Source organism: Borrelia duttonii Ly, from assembly GCF_000019685.1.
GTDB classification, from domain to species: domain Bacteria; phylum Spirochaetota; class Spirochaetia; order Borreliales; family Borreliaceae; genus Borrelia; species Borrelia duttonii.
On record NC_011262.1, the window covers coordinates 1 to 19,203 of the forward strand.

At 26.5% G+C, this 19,203-nt stretch carries 23 protein-coding genes and 6 pseudogenes; 9 read left to right on the plus strand and 20 right to left on the minus strand.

The window, feature by feature from the left end:
* Positions 1–164 precede the first annotated feature (164 nt).
* From BDU_RS07120 to BDU_RS08915, 5 genes and pseudogenes are all read right to left on the minus strand, one after another.
* Positions 165–1,196 carry a variable large family protein gene (locus BDU_RS07120; protein WP_049752332.1) on the minus strand — a complete coding sequence of 344 codons (1,032 nt, stop codon included), beginning with the start codon at positions 1,194–1,196 and terminating at the stop codon, positions 165–167.
* A gap of 263 nt (positions 1,197–1,459) precedes the next feature.
* A pseudogene (locus BDU_RS07125) lies at positions 1,460–2,508 on the minus strand (variable large family protein).
* Positions 2,509–2,923: 415 nt separating this feature from the next.
* Positions 2,924–3,319 (minus strand): annotated as a pseudogene (gene bdr / locus BDU_RS07130) (Bdr family repetitive protein).
* Positions 3,320–3,330: 11 nt separating this feature from the next.
* Positions 3,331–3,474: pseudogene (locus tag BDU_RS07920) on the minus strand (PBSX family phage terminase large subunit); the annotation flags it as partial.
* 180 nt (positions 3,475–3,654) lie between these two features.
* Positions 3,655–3,969, minus strand: coding sequence for a DUF603 domain-containing protein (locus BDU_RS08915; protein WP_081434540.1), 315 nt, complete (start codon positions 3,967–3,969; stop codon positions 3,655–3,657).
* A 154-nt stretch (positions 3,970–4,123) separates the two neighbouring features.
* Here BDU_RS08915 and BDU_RS07140 point away from each other — a divergent pair, with 154 nt between their 5' ends.
* The 4 genes and pseudogenes from BDU_RS07140 (at position 4,124) to BDU_RS07610 (ending at position 7,426) form a co-directional block, all read left to right on the plus strand.
* Entirely contained in the window at positions 4,124–4,774 is a 651-nt protein-coding gene (locus tag BDU_RS07140) for a hypothetical protein (protein ID WP_012539766.1), read from the plus strand.
* Positions 4,775–5,018: 244 nt separating this feature from the next.
* The gene (locus BDU_RS07145) at positions 5,019–5,450 is read left to right on the plus strand and encodes an Mlp family lipoprotein (RefSeq protein WP_012539767.1); all 432 of its coding nucleotides are present in this window, start codon (positions 5,019–5,021) and stop codon (positions 5,448–5,450) included.
* A gap of 315 nt (positions 5,451–5,765) precedes the next feature.
* A pseudogene (locus BDU_RS09120) lies at positions 5,766–6,521 on the plus strand (tyrosine-type recombinase/integrase).
* Between the two features lie 326 nt (positions 6,522–6,847).
* A complete protein-coding gene (locus tag BDU_RS07610; RefSeq protein ID WP_012539768.1) occupies positions 6,848–7,426 on the plus strand; it encodes an Mlp family lipoprotein in 579 nt (192 codons plus the stop codon).
* A gap of 49 nt (positions 7,427–7,475) precedes the next feature.
* On the opposite strand, the gene BDU_RS07160 is transcribed toward BDU_RS07610, so the two are convergent.
* The 9 genes from BDU_RS07160 to BDU_RS07195 all read right to left on the minus strand — a co-directional run bounded on the left by BDU_RS07160 (position 7,476) and on the right by BDU_RS07195 (position 13,482).
* On the minus strand, positions 7,476–7,958 hold the full coding sequence (locus tag BDU_RS07160) for a DUF261 domain-containing protein (RefSeq protein ID WP_012539769.1): 483 nt from the start codon (positions 7,956–7,958) through the stop codon (positions 7,476–7,478).
* 45 nt (positions 7,959–8,003) lie between these two features.
* Positions 8,004–8,441 (minus strand): single-stranded DNA-binding protein, encoded by a 438-nt coding sequence (locus tag BDU_RS07165; protein ID WP_318250863.1) that lies wholly within the window; start codon positions 8,439–8,441, stop codon positions 8,004–8,006.
* A 198-nt stretch (positions 8,442–8,639) separates the two neighbouring features.
* Complete coding sequence (locus BDU_RS08925; RefSeq protein WP_049752333.1) at positions 8,640–8,828, minus strand: hypothetical protein; 189 nt, start codon at positions 8,826–8,828, stop codon at positions 8,640–8,642.
* Between the two features lie 131 nt (positions 8,829–8,959).
* Positions 8,960–9,304, minus strand: coding sequence for a hypothetical protein (locus BDU_RS08930; protein WP_049752334.1), 345 nt, complete (start codon positions 9,302–9,304; stop codon positions 8,960–8,962).
* Between the two features lie 279 nt (positions 9,305–9,583).
* Positions 9,584–9,988: a hypothetical protein gene (locus BDU_RS08935; protein WP_049752335.1), complete on the minus strand. Its 405-nt coding sequence runs from the start codon at positions 9,986–9,988 to the stop codon at positions 9,584–9,586.
* Between the two features lie 461 nt (positions 9,989–10,449).
* Complete coding sequence (locus tag BDU_RS07180; protein WP_012539771.1) at positions 10,450–10,974, minus strand: chromosome replication/partitioning protein; 525 nt, start codon at positions 10,972–10,974, stop codon at positions 10,450–10,452.
* Between the two features lie 58 nt (positions 10,975–11,032).
* Positions 11,033–11,806 (minus strand): ParA family protein, encoded by a 774-nt coding sequence (locus BDU_RS07185; protein WP_012539772.1) that lies wholly within the window; start codon positions 11,804–11,806, stop codon positions 11,033–11,035.
* Complete coding sequence (locus BDU_RS07190) at positions 11,782–12,342, minus strand: DUF226 domain-containing protein (RefSeq protein ID WP_012539773.1); 561 nt, start codon at positions 12,340–12,342, stop codon at positions 11,782–11,784. The genes BDU_RS07185 and BDU_RS07190 overlap by 25 nt, the downstream gene beginning before the upstream one ends.
* Before the next feature lie 9 nt (positions 12,343–12,351).
* The gene (locus tag BDU_RS07195) at positions 12,352–13,482 is read right to left on the minus strand and encodes a plasmid maintenance protein (protein ID WP_041177963.1); all 1,131 of its coding nucleotides are present in this window, start codon (positions 13,480–13,482) and stop codon (positions 12,352–12,354) included.
* A gap of 208 nt (positions 13,483–13,690) precedes the next feature.
* Here BDU_RS07195 and BDU_RS07200 point away from each other — a divergent pair, with 208 nt between their 5' ends.
* On the plus strand, positions 13,691–14,533 hold the full coding sequence (locus tag BDU_RS07200) for an ERF family protein (RefSeq protein ID WP_318250864.1): 843 nt from the start codon (positions 13,691–13,693) through the stop codon (positions 14,531–14,533).
* Positions 14,527–14,721, plus strand: coding sequence for a hypothetical protein (locus BDU_RS08940; protein ID WP_318250865.1), 195 nt, complete (start codon positions 14,527–14,529; stop codon positions 14,719–14,721). Before BDU_RS07200 ends, BDU_RS08940 begins: the two co-directional genes overlap by 7 nt.
* A gap of 32 nt (positions 14,722–14,753) precedes the next feature.
* On the opposite strand, the gene BDU_RS07205 is transcribed toward BDU_RS08940, so the two are convergent.
* On the minus strand, positions 14,754–15,122 hold the full coding sequence (locus BDU_RS07205; protein ID WP_012539776.1) for a BBA14 family lipoprotein: 369 nt from the start codon (positions 15,120–15,122) through the stop codon (positions 14,754–14,756).
* Between the two features lie 56 nt (positions 15,123–15,178).
* Positions 15,179–15,511 carry a hypothetical protein gene (locus tag BDU_RS07210; protein WP_041177964.1) on the minus strand — a complete coding sequence of 111 codons (333 nt, stop codon included), beginning with the start codon at positions 15,509–15,511 and terminating at the stop codon, positions 15,179–15,181.
* Between the two features lie 184 nt (positions 15,512–15,695).
* On the opposite strand from BDU_RS07210, the pseudogene BDU_RS09080 reads away from it, so the two are divergent.
* A pseudogene (locus BDU_RS09080) lies at positions 15,696–16,313 on the plus strand (DUF261 family protein); the annotation flags it as partial.
* A 145-nt stretch (positions 16,314–16,458) separates the two neighbouring features.
* Here BDU_RS09080 and BDU_RS07220 read toward each other — a convergent pair.
* From BDU_RS07220 to BDU_RS07230, 4 genes and pseudogenes are all read right to left on the minus strand, one after another.
* A complete protein-coding gene (locus tag BDU_RS07220) occupies positions 16,459–16,914 on the minus strand; it encodes a hypothetical protein (protein WP_318250866.1) in 456 nt (151 codons plus the stop codon).
* Between the two features lie 456 nt (positions 16,915–17,370).
* A pseudogene (locus BDU_RS08950) lies at positions 17,371–17,547 on the minus strand (Mlp family lipoprotein); the annotation flags it as partial.
* Between the two features lie 53 nt (positions 17,548–17,600).
* Positions 17,601–17,792, minus strand: a complete 192-nt coding sequence (locus tag BDU_RS08955) for a hypothetical protein (protein ID WP_318250867.1) — start codon at positions 17,790–17,792, stop codon at positions 17,601–17,603.
* Positions 17,793–17,959: 167 nt separating this feature from the next.
* On the minus strand, positions 17,960–18,658 hold the full coding sequence (locus BDU_RS07230; protein WP_012539777.1) for a hypothetical protein: 699 nt from the start codon (positions 18,656–18,658) through the stop codon (positions 17,960–17,962).
* A 153-nt stretch (positions 18,659–18,811) separates the two neighbouring features.
* Here BDU_RS07230 and BDU_RS08960 point away from each other — a divergent pair, with 153 nt between their 5' ends.
* Both BDU_RS08960 and BDU_RS08965 read left to right on the plus strand, forming a co-directional pair.
* Positions 18,812–18,889 carry a DUF603 domain-containing protein gene (locus tag BDU_RS08960; RefSeq protein ID WP_318250870.1) on the plus strand — a complete coding sequence of 26 codons (78 nt, stop codon included), beginning with the start codon at positions 18,812–18,814 and terminating at the stop codon, positions 18,887–18,889.
* Complete coding sequence (locus BDU_RS08965; RefSeq protein ID WP_318250871.1) at positions 18,876–19,124, plus strand: DUF603 domain-containing protein; 249 nt, start codon at positions 18,876–18,878, stop codon at positions 19,122–19,124. The genes BDU_RS08960 and BDU_RS08965 overlap by 14 nt, the downstream gene beginning before the upstream one ends.
* The last annotated feature ends 79 nt before the right edge of the window (positions 19,125–19,203 follow it).

A 19,203-nucleotide genomic window follows, 5' to 3' on the forward strand; every position in this document is an offset into this window, starting at 1 on the left:
TCCCCGGACGGCCGCCCAGTGTGCTGGAAGGGCCACAAAAAAGTCAATAAATAATGATTTATACGCATATTATTTATATAAAATACTCAATACTGTAAATAAAAAAAAAGAGAACCTCATGGCTCCCTTTACTAATATTCTTATTTAATAATTTTCACTACAACTTACTTACTAACTTTAGCTTCAACACCTTCTCCTTGCTTAATCTCTCCCAACACCTCATTTATCTCTTTCAATCCCTTATCCACTGTATTCCTGATCGCTATCACCAATGTACTTAATACCTTATTTACTGCACTTGATACTGCTCCATTTACTGCATTTGCTGATTTATCTTCATCCTTTTTAGCCGCAAATTTACCTTCCTTTGCCATTCCTCTTAATGCTATCCCTGCTGCTATTATTGCATCTTTCTTTGCTGTATCCTCTTTAATCTCCTTCTTATCATCAACAGATGGAACAACAGCTATCTCTGCTGCATCTGTTGCTTTTTCAATTCCATTAGTACTATCAGCTTTAGGATCTTCCTTTGATTTTGCAATAGCTTTCAATATATCAGCTCCACTCACTGCTCCTATTGATGCACTTACTTTAGCGGCCTCTGCTTCTTGGGCCCTATCACCATCCTTCTTTCCAAATAATTTACCTATATCTTTTTTGTCTTCAGTAATTATATTATTACCAGCATTACCTTCTTTTTCTCCTAATACTATTTCAACAATCGCTTTTATCCCCTTAACAAGAGAAACAACAGAATCTTTGCTAGCAGCAACTGCATCTTCACCTTTCTTAGCATTTCCTATTATATCACCATTAGCACCTTTACTTGCTTCCTTTGCCCCCTCTTCAATCTTACTTATCTTCCCAATAAATTCCCCTACCTTCTCTCTCACTTTCTCATATTTCCCATTCTCTTCCAAAATCTTACTTAATTTACCTTTCACTATCTTCATTGTATTCTCAATCTTAGTAAAATATGCCCCAATCTCACTCTTCTTTGTATCTGCCTTTATTCCTAATGTCTCCGTAATCATATCCCCAAAACTCACAAATACATCTAAAAATCCTTTCCCTAAATTTACCATCTCACTCAAAAATACTTTCTCTGCATCCTTCACTCCTCCACTATTACATCCCATCATCATCACTATCATCATCATCAATATTATTCCCTTCATTCTCATTCTATCCCACATCTTATCCTCTCTCTTCACTCTCTCTCACTCTCTCTATGCCTCTCTTCCCTTTTATTTTTTCTGTTTTTTTTACTTGCATCCTACTTTTATCTATAAAAACTAATAAGCAACAAACAAATGAATAATGAAAAACAAATGACAACAAAATAATAAATATTTATTTAACATAATAAAAAAAGATACTAAGCATCTAACTCTTAGTATCTTACCGTTATAATTTTATTTATCTTATTTTATTATTTAGTCATATCATTATTATTAGACTATTGGTTTTTAGCACCAGAAGCATCCTTATCAGACACAACAGGAGTAGCATTAGAATTAATTCTCATAGAATCCTTAACATTCTTAAGCCCCAAGTCTATTGTTTTCCTTATTGCCACTATCAATGTATCTAACGCCTTAGTTACTGCACTTACTGCTGCTCCTTTAACTGTAGCAACAATATCACCATTAGCAGCATCATTACCATTAGCAAATTTTCCTCCCTTTGCCATACCTCTCAATGCTATAGCTCCTGCTATTGTCCCATCTTTTGCATTAGCCTTAGCAGCATTAGTAGCCGAATGAGAACCATTGTGCACTATAGCCTGCAATATATCAGATCCTCTTACTACTCCTACTGCCTTTGCTGCATCTGCTGCTGATTTTTTAGGAGAATTAGCAATAACAGCATTACCAAATAATTTTCCTGCTTCTCCATCACCAGCATTTCTTGCAGTATTACCATCTTCAGCCTTTTTATCATCCCCAGCTTCAGCATTACCCTCATTCTTAAGCACTACATATACTATATCTTTAATTCCCCTTTTATCAGATCTTTAACATCCCCTGCAGCACCTGCACCACTACCTACACCAGCAGCAGCAACATTACCAATTAATTCATCACCCTTAGTACCAATTGCCTCACTTGCTGTCTTAGCTCATTCTATTATATTATCAAGCGTCTCACTAACGAATTTCTTTACTTCACTCTCTACTCCCTCAGCATTAGGATTCTTTTCTCCCTTCATCTCACTAACAACTTTATTAAGCCCATCCTTTATCCCTTGTACAGTCTCCTGAACCTTCTTAAAGTAATTCCCAACATCCGATTTCTTACTCTCAACACTCAACCCCAATACACTCCCCACCATTTCCCCAAATGATGTGAAAACATTCAAAAATTCTTCACTCACATTAACTAAAGATTGCAAAAATTTATTTTTACCTTGCTCTGCTTCTCCTACTCCCCCACTATTACATACCATCACTATCATCATCATAAATATTATTCCCTTTATTCTCATTCTATCCCACATCTTATCCATTCTATTCCCTCTCTCTCTCACTCTCTCTATTCCTCTCTTCCCTTTTATTTCTCCTTCTTTTACTTCTCTATTCATTTTCTTCGCCTCCTTATTTTTTCTTTCTTTTTAGCTTTCTTACTAGCTTATTTATTAAGGATTAGAAGAAAAAAAATGATTTATATAACACACACAATACCTAAAATAAAAAAAAGAGGGCTCTCTTGCTCTCCCTTTGCCAAAATTCTTACATAATAACTTAACTATATTTCAACATATACTAATTCACCTATTAATTAGATTGATTTTAGAATTGTGTCTCATTTTACCTCCAACCTATCAACCTTATTTAACCTTATTCAATATACAAAAAATAATTATAGATCAATTATTAATTTTTTCAAAAAAAACTTATTCTTTATATAGAAGAAATATTTACTTATTTAAATAGCAGCGTTAATAAAATTCCTATAGTTAAAGTAATAATGGTTCCAAACATCCAAGCATGCAACTTTAATGTTCCTTTAACCTCTGATGCAAATTTATCTATCTTAGTATCAAGTTCTGTAAATTCAGCATCTATTTCATTATCAAGCTCTTTAATATCAGCCTTTAAACCACGCTATAATATTTCTAGTTTAAGGTTTAAATTACTTTCTAAATATTGAAGATCTTTAGTAGTAAGCTCATTTTTATAGTATCTATAATACAAATCATCAGCAATCTCTCTATTGATACCCGCTTTTACAAGCTCATTTAATACCATCTGCCTAGTAATTACAGGTTCCATTTGCATATGCTCCATAAAGAATCTCCTTATGTAACTATTATACAATAATTTATAAGCTAAATGAAAGTAAATTTAGTAAAATGTCGACTTCTATCACGATAATTCAAAGACATAATTAAATATGCAGCTGATAATGCATCAAGAGCATCATCATGAACTTTGCCATCTCCATTATATGAATAAATATAACTAAATACATTTAAGCATAACTTGGTAATACAATTCCATTTTTTTAAGTTCTTTTGCTCGTTTAACTTCGTCAAGTTCAAATAGCTTATTATTAAGATCTTGATCGTCTTCATTATTAATTCCTTCTTTTAGTCTTTCAATTTTGCTCTCTAATGCCTTTATTTCTTTATTGTATGATTTAAGTTCCAAATCTAAATAATAATATTAAATGAAGCAATAAATTCTAATCCTAATCTATTTCTAGCCATATGAAGCTGGCTTTTAATACTGCTTGATTGTGCACTATGCTCAGATGCACGAATTAACACATTATTTAGTGTTTCTTCACTAATTGTTACTTTTGGATGTTCTTCTAAATTATTGATTTCTCTAAACTCCCATCTACGTCTAATTTTACATACATTAGCAAAACTTACACCCATCTCTTTACTAATCTGTGCATCACTAAGCTTCCCTTCATTAAAATACACAATATAATCATCAAATGATTTCTTTACTTTATTCATATCTCTTCAACATCCTAAATTAACAAAAATTAATTTAGCTTAACATAAACTCTATAACAAAATAATAATTTTACAAAATCAACTAAAAAAAGACTATAAACATATACTCAAATAAAAATATAATGTATAATTCGTAGAATGAGGAGAATATTTTATGAATAAAAATAAAAGTATATTAATACTTTGCATTATATTATTTTTGTATGGTTGCAATGCAAATAAAACCCCAGCTCAAGCAAATGGTGATGCTTCCCAAATTACGAGATCTACAGATGAATCTCCCCTACAAAAAATCAACTCAGATACTGAGGAAAAAAATAGATTTGATCTATTAATGTACGGGCTTGGTATAGCACAAAAAAATCTCAAAATAAAATATAAAGATGATGCAAAATATCTAGTTTCAATAAACAAATACGAAATCTTTCGTACTTGGATTTTAGATAAGTCACAAATACAAAAACAAAAAGAATTAAGTAAGGCCTTCATTAATGCATATAATTGTCTAGATAAGAAAGTAAAAACCCTTAGCAATCATATGACTATTATGCAATATGTAGAAAATGCTTTTGCTGAATATTTATATAACGAATACAAAACCAACAGTAAATATGATGCAAGACTGTATGGAAATAAAACTGGAGGTTTTCCGGCTAACCATGTAAGCTCATTTTTTGAGTCTTTGATACATACACTAATTAAAGACCATGATACTAATGAAAAAAAATTTCAAATAATGAGAGACATACTTGAAGATAAAAATAGTAGAATCTATAAAAATATATCTAAATTATTGACAGACTAAAAATTATTAACAAAACAAATTATTAATCAAAAATAAGTAAACATTTAGCAACTACGACTTAGTAGTTGCTAATCAAATAATAATCAAAGTAATTCATAAAATATAATAATCGCTATACATCTTCATTAAACATATTCATTATCGAATAATTAATATAAACGTTATATTTTATTACAATATGCAAATAATGATTTATATTGTTGACTATAAATAAACATTTATTAAATCAAAAAAGGAGATATTTATGAATAAACTCAATATATTATTTTTAATAATTATTCTATTGTTAAACAATTGTAAACAATCTAGTTCCAATACACAAAATAAAGAAGACAAACATAAAAAGGATTTAACCGAAGAACAGCTAAAAGAAAAACAAAAAAATCCAGAAACGCTTTTAAAAGAAAAACTAAGTGACGATCAAAAAAAAGCATTAGAATTTCTAAAAGAAGCTCTAAATAATGAATCTACTTTTAATGAATTTTTAAAACTAGACATATCTAAGATAAATCCTATCCTTGATCATATACATAGTGAAGTTAAACTATGTACAGGAGATAAAGCTAATAGCAAAGATCAATTTAAAACCCTAATAAAAGGATATTTCAATAATCAAATTGATGACGATAAATTAAATAAATTTCAAGATGAGGTAAAAAGTATGTGTAATCAATAATGCTATCAATCTATAAGTAAAAAGAAATAAACAGAATTTAAAATACAGATTTAAGAAAGAAAGTATACAAGTATTTTGATCAAAGTAAAAGACAAAATAAAAGGATTAAATAAAAGGAATAAGTAAACAAATTGTTAACTTGAAGTTAACATAAAAGGACAAGTTAAAAAAAAGAAGAAAGATGTCTCTCATTGTAAATATATGGGTTGTTAAAATGAAATATAGAAAGTATAAAGATTAAATCTTATAGTATTTGCTAACATATTTATATATAAATTTACTTATTTTATAGCATTTAGTTAACATATAAATTACATGAAAGAATATGAAATATTAAAAGCAAAAATATCAAAGAACTAAAGAAACAAAATGCAATATTACTTAAAGAAACAAGGCAATATGAGAAGGAATTATTACAAACCAAAAGCAATACTAAATCTAAATCAATACCAATAAGATTTTATTTAAATAATAAGACCATAAGATTAGTAAAAAAAAGTATAGACAAACTTAAACAAATAGATCCAATCTCAGGGATGGTTTGTTCATATACTCTCAATTACAGGTTGTAGAGGAGTAGAGATTCAAAATACAAGGCTTGATGACATAGTAAGAGAAGAAAATAATAATGGTAACGTGTTTTATAGTTTACGTGTAAATGTAGCTAAGAAGCGAAGTAATATTTGCATCAGAGAAGTAGTAATAAGTAAATCTGAATTTGAATCCATAGAAGAAATCCATAAACTTCATTTTAAAAATAAAGGACAAGATTCAAGACATACTTATCTATTTCAAAAAAGTAAACATCAATTTAAAGATAATAGAATAAATATAAGTGAAATTTCAAAACAATTTAAAGAATTGCTAACAAAATCAGGATTTAAACATCGTAAATCACTACATATATGTAGAAATATATTTATTGCAACACTTAAAAGTAAAGGATACAATTCATTTGAAATTAAAGAATTAATGAAATATGCATCAACGGCTGAAATAGATAATGTTTATGGTCTTTCAAAAGTAAGTAAATTAAAAGCATATCATGATATTAAAGATGGCTTTAAATAATATTGTATATTCCATGTATTGCTATATAATCTATAAAAACATAACATTAAATCAATATACTACTACAAACTAACAAAAAGAAGTTACAATTCTCTTTGTTAGAATTTTTTATTTTAGAAATAAAGATTAAAAATAAGTTAAAAAAATAACTCAATACATAGCTATTATGTAATTAAATTTATCAAAAATCAAGATTTAACATAATAAAAAAATTATATAAAAAATATATGTTTATTTTTATTATTCATTGGTGGTAGAAAACATATAAAAATCTCTATACAAACCAACATAGCTAATAGTATACTTAAAAACAAGGAGAATATTATATGCATAAATATCTAAAACATTTACTAATTTACAGTTTAGTACTAATTTATTCTTGTACAGATGAAGTAAAAGTACAAGAAAGAACAGGTTTAGCACCAACTACAGAAACACCACAAGCGAATGAAAATAAAAAGTATAATGCCATTATTAATGGATTTAACAAAAAAATAGAAATATTAAGAAAAAGAATCAAAAATAACAGCCTTGACAAAATTCCAACAAGTGTTCAAGAACATAAAGACAGAATAACCGCATATGAACAATTTATTTCGTGGATTGAAAAGAATCCCGACAAAAAGAAAGAACTAGATAAAGCTTGTACTGAAGCTTATAATTTACTAGAGAAAAGAAGAAAAAACAATGCACCTGAGAAAACTTTAGCTGAATATATAAGCGATGCCATTGACTGTAAAGAAAATCCTTCATGTAAGGATACAAAGAAATATGGAACTAAAAGCAACCAGATAAATCGCTTATTTGGATTAAATTCAGTTAGTATATTTAGCTCAAATAACAATAAAGAGATATTTGACAAATTTAAACAAATTAATATTTCACCCATAAAAGATGATTTTTGATTTTATCGTAAGGAAGGAATAAATTAAATGTTTATAAAAAGTTAAGGTTCTATTTTTTTAGTAAGCATAAAAAAGGCATATAGCCTTTTAACAATAAATACATATGTGGAGTAAGTTGTATTTTTCTAAATATACGCTCAGATTTTAAATGATATTCTTGTCCTCTATCTTTAAGAAAAAGAGGATCATGTAAAACTTCTGTATTATTTGTTGCCATAAAATGGGACCCAATATTATTCCTGATCCTAACTTCACTTATCTCAAATTCATCCTTTAAACATTTATAATCTTTATCCTCAACACGAACATCTCGTTTAACTCCAAAGAAACTCAAGATTCTACATGGATTTAAAATATAACAATTACTCTTCATATAACCTAAACTAACAAATTGATAATAATTATTATTAATATCATTAAAGTCAAATTTATTCTTTGTAAGTGATGCTATGTAATAATGCAAAGATAAAAAGTAACAATTCCAACGTCTAATCTCTAATAGAAATCTATTATCATTTTGTTGTAATTTCATATATCATTTAACCTCTTATTAACTTAAAACTTCATTTATAAACTTCTAAAAAGGAATATCTTCATTAAATTCACAAGCAGAATCAGGAACAGGAGGAGGAACAGGAATATCAACTTTAGGATTATGATGCTTACTATCTGCACCAAACAATCTCAGTTGCTCTACAAAAATAATGCTTTTAATTTTATTAACTTCACTATGTTTATTCTTATAATACTCATGTCTCATAGATCCATTAACAACAACTTGCTTACCTTTACTAAGAAAATGAAAAAGAGTTTCGGCTCGTTTACCAAATAATACACAATTAAAAAATTGTGCATTATCTCTCCACTCACCTTCTCTTTTGACTTTAATATTATTTGCTATAGAAAAATTTAGTATAGCTAAATTTGTACTACTATAAGATAAAAGTGAATCTTTAACTAAGCGTCCTGATAATGTGATGTTATTAATGTCAGACATTAAAACCCCTATCATCATAAAGCCTACGCCTGATTTCCATTCTTTGGAGATCACAATACAGGTTATCTAAATATTTATTGTATTCTTTTGTTGTATGATACTCATAAACATATTTATTAATAGTATTTCTTAAACACTTGTATATACATTTAACATATAATATAAAATTATTAAAATAAAGATTATTACATGTATAATCATCTGCACCAACTCCCATTAAATTGCATATGATATGGAAGATACAGGATTAGATATAGAAAACTTACGACTAGAACTAATATCATAATAACCACAATGATCCGTAATTAATTTAAATCTATCTTTAATAGCACGTTTACCTGAATTTAACGCAAACACATTCTTTCCTAATCTATAAACAATATTATCTGTTAATTCAAACTCCATAGATAACTTACCAAATATATCTTTAAGAACATCCTTATCTTGTTTAGTAAGTGCTTATAATTCTTTAGCATGCTCTTTCTCTTTCTTATCTATTTCTGTTTGCTTAGATTGAATATCAACTAAATGTTTATCTAAAATTCTCTGTCTGCATTACCAATATTTAAAGTAACAATATTTATAAAATTTATAAATTCATCTTTATAATTTAATTCTGCTAATTCTGAATATAATTCACTATCTTGTAGTAATAATTTTATATGATTAGTTAAATCTTCTATGTCAATATTTGCAAGATCAATAGACTTGTCTCTTTTTATGAGATTACACATACGTTCAACTTCCATATCTAATGTCGCAATATAAATCATAACTTTTGCTATAACGCCATTATTCCTCTCTATAACACAATTAATAGGCTCATCACCAATTAAAAAGAACAGATTGCATTTTAATAAGCCAGTACATGCAAGTTGCACTTGTGCTTGAACATAATATTTAAAGAAATATTTACTATCTAAAAATTACCTGTTTGATTATATTCTGTAATAGCTGATGTTAAATAATTACTATCACTATATTTAATCTCTAATAGTTCTGCTTCGCCTTGATTATTTACAAACCAACCATCTATTGTTGCACCAACAAGATTATCTCCTAATCCTACTCGTTTGAAGTAATTATATTTGTCTATTCCATTAGCATATTTGTTTTTATGTAAAACTTGTATATTATCAAAATAAATACGTAGAAACTCATCAAATCCTAAATTTTTCTAATGCTTTACCTTTTTTAATATGCAAATTATCTTTATATGGAACTTCTTTCCCAAAAAATTTAAGTACTCTACTTATAATTAATGCAGAAGCAGCATAAACACCAAGAAATATACTCACAACTTCACTAGCACCAAATCTTGTTAACGTCCCACGTTGAATAGAAAAATCTTCTTTACTATTAAACTTGAAATATTCATTCTTTTTGATACCAGGTAATTTACGTCCTATTTTGCTCATTTTATTTATATTAGTTTGTTTATTATTATCATACTCTGGAATAAAAGATTCTAAACCTTTAATAACTTGTTGGGTGTATAAATCTTGTTGATTCACTTTTTTTACTTCATTATTAATTACTTTATTTATTTTTTCACTATTGTTCATATTTATCTCTTATTGTATTGATAAAAATCACTAAATAGTAAAAACTATATTTTTGCAATATTCTAAAAAATTTTTACAAAAAATATATATTGCTAAAAACAATAAATTTACATATGTACAGAATTAATTCACAAACTTGCTTAACTAGTAATAAACACAAAAAATTAGAACTTAATTAAGACATTCTAGATCGAAAGCCTTAATTAAGTTCTAACGTCTCTAAACGATACAAATAGGAATTGCAATGAACAATACCTAATAATGGATTATACCACTTTTCTAAAGAAAATCAAATCAATATTAACAAATATCAATTATTTTTGATATCCTAAACATCTTTTAACTATTTTAATATGATGGCAATTATTGCTTGTTATCTAACCAAATTATTTTTTTTATAAGTCTGCATATTAAATTTTCTGTTTTATACAATCTATATGCTAAATTAGTCACAAATATTATTATTCCTTCAATTCCTTATATTTTTTTAAAAGCTTCTCAAGTAAATCTTTTTGATTTTCAAAAAGTTCATCCATCAAAAAACTGGTAAATTTAGCATTACTTTTATAAAAATCATAACTTTCTTGCTTTTTAAGTTGAAATCGCAATGGTTTTATTGGGTTTTGCTTTGATTTTTTTATTGTCGCACTTTCTTGATTTCGCAAAACAAATAACGTCTGCCTAAAACCATTCTGTACTAAAAACTCTTCTTCAATTATTCCTTCTTCTATAGCATTAGCAATTTTTAAATAATCATAGGCTTGTGTCTTAGCTAATTTATAATTTTTTGTAAAATCTTCAAAATTTTTATATCCATCTAATTCATAATATTTATTATCTTTAATTTCTTTTAAGATTCTCATTGTTTCTAATCTAGAACAAACCTCAGATTTAAAATTAATAGCCAATTGTGATTTTAACGATTTATATCTAACCATTGTATCACTTTCAGAAGATAAATTTCTTTTATTTAAATGTATATTCATATATAAATCACCTCATAATTTTTCCGGCGCCGGAATTACTTTTGTTTAAAAAAATCGCTCATATTTTCCACCCGTAAGATAGTGTAACTTTCATTTTATTCAAAAAATATGCAAGAACACCTTGATACTCATTGATATAATCTTTATTAAAATCAAATATATCATTTTCTGCTATTCTTCTGTTTAAATCCTCTCTTTCAGATATAATACCCAAAAAATCACTCCTTAATTGTAAAATATCAAGTAAATGTTTATGAGTATTATTCTTTTTAAATCTTGTTACGAATATAAAAATAGGTATATCAACTCCTATCTTTTTTGAATAAAATTCTAACAGATCTAAACTCTCAACTGCCCATTTTTCGGCTGTTATTGGAACTAATACATATTGACTACTCACCAAAGCATTTGTTAAAGTAAAGTCTAAACTAGGAGGAGTATCAATTAAAATATAATCGTAATTATCCTGTATAGGCTCTAACCTTTTTTTTAACCTTAATTCTTTAAATGAAATTGCCTCTTGATTAAACTTATGTAAACTTAAATAACTAGGTATTAAATCCAAATTAACATTAACATTTATAATAGCATCTCTTATTTCTAAAGGCTCTTCTCTTAAAACCTCATATATATTAAAGCTTTCTAAATTTACATTTTGTTCTTGAATTTTATTAAAAAAATAACTTGTTATTGATGCTTGTGTATCTATATCTATTAAGAGAACTTTGCTTTCTTTTGATAAAAGAGTTGCGAATATTATACCTGTAGTACTTTTGCCAACACCTCCTTTAAGACTTGCAATCGCAATTATTTTTGATTTTTTTTTATCCATTTTTCAATTAAACCTCCTTCTGGTAATTTTTTAGCATAATATTCATATACCTCCTTTTCTAAAGTCGTCAATATATCAATTAAAATTTGACAATATTTTGTGTCTATCTTATCTTTTTTAACTAAACGAGATATTCCCTTAATGTAACAAAAAACACTACCTTTTTTAAATCTAAACTCTATATAGTAAGCTTTCGAAAAACTATGTGCCTTTGAAATCCCATTTTCTTCATATTTTCTAACAACATTCTTGATTGGTTTTCTATACCCATAATAAATACCTAAAAATTTATCTCCCTCTCTTACAGGAAATAAATGAAATGCTTCTATCTTTTTTTGATTAAAAAGTCCTCTCAACGAAATAAAGAATACATATCTTTTTTTTGTATAAACTCCAAATGAATACAAGTCCATCATGATTTTAGTATGATATATCTTTCTATTTTCAATTTCCTCTATTTTAACAAATAGAGGTTTTTCTTCTTTTGGTATCAATTTTGCTTTTTTCTTTTCCAAAATATTTAATTCATGCTCCATAATAAATCCTTAAGTTACAGCTTCCTTAAATTCAGAGTGTTTTAAATGTTCCTTCTGGTTTTCTATCAAATCTAAAAGTTCATAATAATACTGGTTATTAAATACCTTTTTATATTCTAATTTCTTTTGCTTTATTAAATATTCTTTCAATTTTGGTATGAGAATTTCTATCTTTACTTTTTGTCTCAATTGATCAAGCAGTATGCTAAATATATTATTTTTAAGATCATCATATTGTGATTTCAGATTCTCTGTTTTTTTAACCGTCTTTTTTAAATTCGCAACAATGACGCTCAGATCCCCATACTTCTCTTCTTCTATAATAAAATGGGGCTTGTTTCTATATTTTTCATATATAAAGCCCATCTTGGCTTCTAAATCTGCACTATCATACCCTTTACTTTTTAATTCTGTTATTACATTTTCTAACACCAATGAAAGCTTCTCTTGTTTCTCTTTCAATGTTACGCATCTTTTATCTCCTTTCTTTTTAATATCCCCAATAGAACATCTCTTTATTGCATTCTCAGCATTCTTCAATTTCCTCAACAATTCAACTTTTACTTCTTTTTCTAAATTAAGTTTAAGAAGATCGTAGAAGAAGTTCGTCTTAAAATTACATTTGTTTGCATATTTCCTTAATTGAAAATCTTCGATTTGACTTGTACACTTTTCTTCTTTTTTATTTTTATTATATTTATTATATAAAGACTCCGCTTTTTCTACACTCCCCTCTTTATTGAATTTGCTTTTAAAATGTTCATTAACGCGCTTTTGGAATCTTTTTTCTTTTTTTATTTTGAAATTTTTATTTATTAATCTGTGACATTCTTTTTTGTTGTATTTGAGTTCATAATAAACTTCAGTACCCATATTGATTCCTAAATGTTGATAATAGTTATTTGTTACTTTAAATTCTTTGCCTAATTTGTATATATATTTTTGTAGTGTTTTGATAGTAGTTTCTTTCTGTCCATTACGTTTTAAGTTACCATTAAAGTAATAAAGTAGATCACCTTGTGTATATTTTTCATATTTGTGATTGGTATAATCAATTGTTGATATTAATACTATTAGTTTGTGTTGGTATTTATTTTTGCATTGTGTTTCAAGCTTTTTGATAGCTTTTATAGTTTTCATTTTTGCACTCCTATTTGTATTACTTATTATTATCATAACTTAATACTTGGTAATAAGTAAATCTATAATTAGTAAAAATGTCATTTGATATTATTTTTATCAAAAAAATAATATCAAAATTATAAGTCGAAAGAAAAGTTTGCAAAAATATTGACAAATATAGTTTTTGTTATATATTTATTTGTATAAATACAATAGGAGATTTGTTGTGAAAAACAATAATATTACAAAAACAAATATACAAAAGACAACAAAAATTAATAATAAAAATACAACAATGAATCAAAAGAGAATAGACTTTTTAAAGAACCTTAAAAAGTTGATAATAGGTTTAAATGGTGTAAATAAAAATCTTAATGGCTATGGATATAAATATCAAGATTTCAATGAAATAGTAAGAGAAGTTAAGAATGTTATTAAAGAATATGATCTAGATATTGATTTTGTACAGTATCCAACTACAAAGAGTGTTGATGGTAATTTAGTAGATGTTGTTACAACAACATTTTATAGTTCTGCAAGTGGATATGAACATTCATTTGATACATCAACACATATAAAAGAATTAAAGTCTATTGGTGTGAAAAGTCAAAATACATGGCCGCAGCTTGTGGGGTCTGCAATAACTTATTTCAAACGTTATGTCTTAGTTGCATATTTGTCGATAGAAAGTGAAGTTGATACTGATGCTAGTAATTTAGATATTGAACAAAAGAATAATAAAGAACAAATTGAAAATAATACTTGTAATAGTGAAGATAACAGTACAGACAAACCATCTGTAGATGTAACAAAATCACAATCAATAAAAAGTAGAGTACAAAATAAACAAGTTGTTAATACTGGATATTTTAAATCCAAAGTTAAACATAATGTTAATATGAATAAATTTAAGTATTATCAAAACTTACTAATAGCATCAAGAAATATGTATGACTTTTTAAGTGATAAACTATTTAGTAATTTATCAGAAATAAACAATTATCTTGAGTCTGTTAAAGTAGAGATGATTCTAAATTGCTTGAATACTTTAACAAAAATAAAATGTTAAAGAGTATTGAATATTGGTGTGATTTAATTAAAGAATACTTTAATAAAAGTAGTAGGGATTTAAGTAAGCTTGAGAAGTTTAATATATTTATGTCATTTGATTCATATAAAGTTGGAAATAGTCCATTAAAATTATTTAGTCAACTGTCTATGGCCGAAGAATTCCAGTGTTTATTCAGTTTAACGTGATAATAAATAAGCCCCATCAGGGGCTTAAATAATTAATTTTTCAATTTTGAATATCTTCTATATACATCTTGAGCAATAGGTTTAGTGATGGTGATATAATCTTGAAATAACTTGATATTAAACTTTAAATTTTCAACAGTATGTTTGTCTTTAAGTTCTGTTGGATTGAAATAAGCAAACTTAGGATAATTGGGGTCTTTAACTTTTTTTTGTGTACGTGTTAAGAATACTTGCAAATACATAATATAATCAGCCAACTTAGCTTCATAAGTACTGATCTCTTTAAGAGATTCTGTTTTTGGAAGTGTTGGTTCGTTTATTAATGAAGCGATAGTAGTACAAGAAATTATAAGAAAAAGAGAAATTAATCTTGATAGTAAAATTATTTTTTGAATTTTCAAATTAAGCCTCCTTTAATATCTTTATATAAGAATTCATAGTCTTATTTCTTTTATTTCTAAGTTGAGATACATTTTGCATTCTCATCTTGATTATAATAATCATTAGAGTTTTTTATTATTTTAATATTGATTCTTATGATCTCTTCAAGTTCAGATAATAGTTTAATAGCTTTGTTCTGTTCCATTCTATTTATACTTGCTTCATATAAAGAAAAGATGTAATTAACTACTTTTAAAAAGATATTTGTATAAGTAGATGTATTTTTGTCATTATTATTTTTTTGTAGAAGTTCTATAAATTTATTTATTATATCAATACCTATTTTTGCCGTACTTGAATTCAGCTTATACTCTTTTTCATATGATGTAATTTCTGATGGTAGTTTCATATTATCTGAATTACTATTAACCTTTTCTATAAATTTTTTATTTTAATTTGGATAGGTTCAATAGTCGATTTCATTTGTGGAGTTAAATAATTCTTTCAAATCTCTATGTTTTTAGTATAAATATGCTTATATTCCAAATAGAATTGGTGTGATAATGAGAATGCGTAATTGTCAGTTATGTTGATTAGAGATTAAATGTAGTGAAAGTAATTATTTAACATCAGCTATTACAGAATATAATCAAACAGGTAATTTTTTAGATAGTAAATATTTCTTTAAATATCATGTTCAAGCACAAGTGCAACTTGCATGTACTGGCTTATCAAAATGTAACCTATTCTTTTTAATTGGTGATGAGCCTATTAATTGTGTTATAGAGAGGAATAATGGCGTTATAGGGATAGTGATGATTTATGTTGAAGCATTGGATATGTAAGTTAAGCGTATTTGTAATCTTCTAAAGAATGATAATTCTATTGATCTTGCAAATATTGACATAGAAGATTTAACAAATCATATAAAACTATTCTTATATGAGGATTATATTAGGATTAATTGTTATATTGTAAATCCATGTAGAATCTTAATTTTCTTTGGTATTAAACGAGATGTTAGTGTTGAGGATAAAGATTATAAGTGTTTAAAAGATGAATTTGAGATAAGTGAAGTTAAGATAAAGAATAATATTGGGTCCCATTTTATGGCAACAAATAATACAGAGGTTTTATATGATCCTCTTTTTCTTAAAGATAGAGGACAAAAACATCTTCTTAAATCTAAGCGTATATTTGGAAAAATATGAATTTTCAAAATATATTTATTATCTCCATTATTGGTATTCATTATTAAAAGGCTATATGCCTTTTAATAATGCTTATTTATTATGTTAAATATTGATTTTTGCTAAATTTAATTGTATAATAGCTATGTGTTGAATTATCTTCAACCTATGTATAACCTTTATTTTTAAAATGAAATTTATGGATTTCTTCTATAGATTCAAATTCAGATTTATTTATTACTACTTCTCTAATGCAAATATTACTTCTCTTTTTTGATACATTTACACGTAAACTATAAAACACATCACCATTATTGTTTGTTTCTCTTACTATGTCATCAAGTCTTATATTTTGAATCTCTACTCCTCTACAACCTGTAATTGAGAGTATATGAACAAACCATCCTGAGATTGGATCTATTTGTTTAAGTTTGTCTATACTTTTCTTTACTAATCTTATGGTCTTATCATTTAAATAAAATCTTATTGGTGTTGGTTTAGATTTAGGATTGCTTTTGGTTTGTAATAATTCCCTCTTAAATTGCCTTATTTCTTTGCGTAATATTGAATTTTGTTTCTCGAGTTCTTTGATTTTTGCTTTTAATATTTCATATTCTTTCATGTAATTTATATGTTAACTAAATGCTATAAAAATAAGTAAAATTATGTATAAATATGTTAGCAAATACTATTAATTTATGTCAAATTATATGTCTCTCCATTGTATGCAAAATTTAATGTTTAAGACATGTATTTTAATCAGAAGGGCTAATATTTAAGGGTTCAGCACAAAATAATCTAGGAACTTTGTGGTAGCTTTAACAAATACTTAAAAATTTGCTGTCTGTTCTTTATAAATTTTATTTTAACGACCCATCTATTTGCAATGAGAGATATCTCTCTTCTTTTTTTTAATCTAACTTCTCTGTTAACTTCAAGTTAACATTTTGTTTACTTATACCTTTTTTTTAAATCTTTTTATTTATACTTTTATTTGTATGAAGATATCTTGGTATTTTCTTTCTTAAATCTGCATTTTAAATTCTGTTTATGAAATTTATTTTGTAGATTTATGGTTCTATTGGTCGTTTTGATTGCAAGCGCTATCAGCAGTATTTTTAAAATTATCTAAGCCACCTTCCAAAGCACCTTTTACTACTTCTTTAGATGTTTCTTTTTGTTGCACTGCTTCATTTCCTGTGTACTTTGCAAGTTCTGATTGAATATGATCAAGAGCTTCTTTTATTTTAGATTCTTCTTCATTTAAAAATTTATTAAATTCAGATTCGCTATTACTTAAAGCTTCTTTTAAAAAACTAGACCTTTTCTCTGATTGTCATCTAATTTTTCTCTTAAATCTTCTTCAGGTGTTTTTTGTGCTTCTACTTGTTGTTCTAAGTCTCTTTTGTTGCTACTTTTAATTCCTTTATTTGTGTTATTTTCTTGATCACAACTACTCATTAGTAGTAATAAAATCAAAGTAAAATTGGTTATTTTCATATAAAAACTCCTTAGTTTTAATAAATTTGTGATTTTATAAAATATATAGCGATTATTTTTATATTGTATGAATTACTTTGATTATTGTATAACTAGCACCTAATAAATCGTAGTTGCTAAATGTTTACTTATCTTCAATTAATAATTTGTTTTGTTAGTAATTTTTATTATGACAACATGTTTAATGTCTTTGCATAGATTTCACTATTTTTATCTTCAAGTTCGTTTTTTATTGCTTGAAATATTTTTTCATTAGTGTCGTATTTTTTAATTATTTTAGATATAAAATGGTCAAAAAATAAGCTTACATAGTTAGTAGGGAAACCTGGGTTTGTACTCCCATACAGCCTGCCGTCATAGTGATGATTGTCTTTATATTGATCAGATAAATAATAGTAAAATGCTCCTTCGATGTATTGCATAGTGGTCTGATCATTGTCAGATCTTTTTAGTTTATTATATAATATGCGATTATATGCGTAATTAAATGCCTTACTTAATTCTTTTTGTTCTTGTATATGTTGATCATCTGAGATCCAAGAACGAAATTCATCGTATTTTTTGAATAAATTTTGCACTTCTTGACTTATATCTTGTTTCATTCTGTTGTAAAATGCGAATCGATCTTTTTGAAATATATTAAGAGCATATATAAATATTTCGAATTTCATTTTTTCTTCAGTAGTTAAAGTTATATGAGCATGTTTTTGGGATTTGCTTTCTAGATCTTGAGGTTTTAGTAAGTCATCTTGAGATTTAGTAATTTGTGCAGAGTCAGGCATTCTTTGACTTGGGGTTTTATTTGCATTGCAACCATACAAAAATAATATAATGCAAAGTATTAATATACTTTTATTTTTATTCATGAAATATTCTCCTCGTTCTACGAATTATACATTATATTTTTATTTGAGTATATGTTTATAGTTTTTTTTAGTTGATTTTGTAAAATTATTATTTTGTTATAGACTTTATGTTAAGCTGAATTAATTTTTGTTAATTTAGAATGTTGAAGAGATATGAATAAAGTCAAGAAATCATTTGATGATTATATTGTGTATTTTAATGAAAGAAAGCTTAGTGATGCACAAGATTAGTAAAGAGATGGGTGTAAGTCGTGCTAATGTATGTAAAATGAGGCGTAGATGGGAGTCTAGAGAAAGCAATAATTTAGAAGAACATCCAAAAGTAACAATTAGTGAAGAAACACTAAATAATGTGTTAATTCGTGCATCTGAGCATAGTGCACAATCAAGCAGTATTAAAAGCCAGCTTCATATGGTTAGAAATAGATTGGGATTAGAATTTATTGCATCATTTATAGTTATTTAGATTTGGAACTTAAATCATACAATCAAGAAATAAAGATGTTAGAGCGTAAAATTGAAAGACTGAAAAGAAGGCATTAATA

Excerpts from the sequence above, each read along its gene's own strand:
- BDU_RS07120 (WP_049752332.1), bottom strand. The coding sequence starts at position 1,196 with ATGTGGGATAGAATGAGAATGAAGGGAATAATATTGATGATGATGATA.
- BDU_RS08915 (WP_081434540.1), bottom strand. The coding sequence starts at position 3,969 with ATGAATAAAGTAAAGAAATCATTTGATGATTATATTGTGTATTTTAAT.
- BDU_RS07140 (WP_012539766.1), top strand. The coding sequence starts at position 4,124 with ATGAATAAAAATAAAAGTATATTAATACTTTGCATTATATTATTTTTG.
- BDU_RS07145 (WP_012539767.1), top strand. The coding sequence starts at position 5,019 with ATGAATAAACTCAATATATTATTTTTAATAATTATTCTATTGTTAAAC.
- BDU_RS07610 (WP_012539768.1), top strand. The coding sequence starts at position 6,848 with ATGCATAAATATCTAAAACATTTACTAATTTACAGTTTAGTACTAATT.
- BDU_RS07160 (WP_012539769.1), bottom strand. The coding sequence starts at position 7,958 with ATGAAATTACAACAAAATGATAATAGATTTCTATTAGAGATTAGACGT.
- BDU_RS07165 (WP_318250863.1), bottom strand. The coding sequence starts at position 8,441 with ATGATGATAGGGGTTTTAATGTCTGACATTAATAACATCACATTATCA.
- BDU_RS08925 (WP_049752333.1), bottom strand. The coding sequence starts at position 8,828 with ATGGAGTTTGAATTAACAGATAATATTGTTTATAGATTAGGAAAGAAT.
- BDU_RS08935 (WP_049752335.1), bottom strand. The coding sequence starts at position 9,988 with ATGAACAATAGTGAAAAAATAAATAAAGTAATTAATAATGAAGTAAAA.
- BDU_RS07180 (WP_012539771.1), bottom strand. The coding sequence starts at position 10,974 with ATGAATATACATTTAAATAAAAGAAATTTATCTTCTGAAAGTGATACA.
- BDU_RS07185 (WP_012539772.1), bottom strand. The coding sequence starts at position 11,806 with ATGGATAAAAAAAAATCAAAAATAATTGCGATTGCAAGTCTTAAAGGA.
- BDU_RS07190 (WP_012539773.1), bottom strand. The coding sequence starts at position 12,342 with ATGGAGCATGAATTAAATATTTTGGAAAAGAAAAAAGCAAAATTGATA.
- BDU_RS07195 (WP_041177963.1), bottom strand. The coding sequence starts at position 13,482 with ATGAAAACTATAAAAGCTATCAAAAAGCTTGAAACACAATGCAAAAAT.
- BDU_RS08940 (WP_318250865.1), top strand. The coding sequence starts at position 14,527 with ATGTTAAAGAGTATTGAATATTGGTGTGATTTAATTAAAGAATACTTT.
- BDU_RS07210 (WP_041177964.1), bottom strand. The coding sequence starts at position 15,511 with ATGAAACTACCATCAGAAATTACATCATATGAAAAAGAGTATAAGCTG.
- BDU_RS07220 (WP_318250866.1), bottom strand. The coding sequence starts at position 16,914 with ATGAAAGAATATGAAATATTAAAAGCAAAAATCAAAGAACTCGAGAAA.
- BDU_RS08955 (WP_318250867.1), bottom strand. The coding sequence starts at position 17,792 with ATGAAAATAACCAATTTTACTTTGATTTTATTACTACTAATGAGTAGT.
- BDU_RS07230 (WP_012539777.1), bottom strand. The coding sequence starts at position 18,658 with ATGAATAAAAATAAAAGTATATTAATACTTTGCATTATATTATTTTTG.
- BDU_RS08960 (WP_318250870.1), top strand. The coding sequence starts at position 18,812 with ATGAATAAAGTCAAGAAATCATTTGATGATTATATTGTGTATTTTAAT.
- BDU_RS08965 (WP_318250871.1), top strand. The coding sequence starts at position 18,876 with ATGCACAAGATTAGTAAAGAGATGGGTGTAAGTCGTGCTAATGTATGT.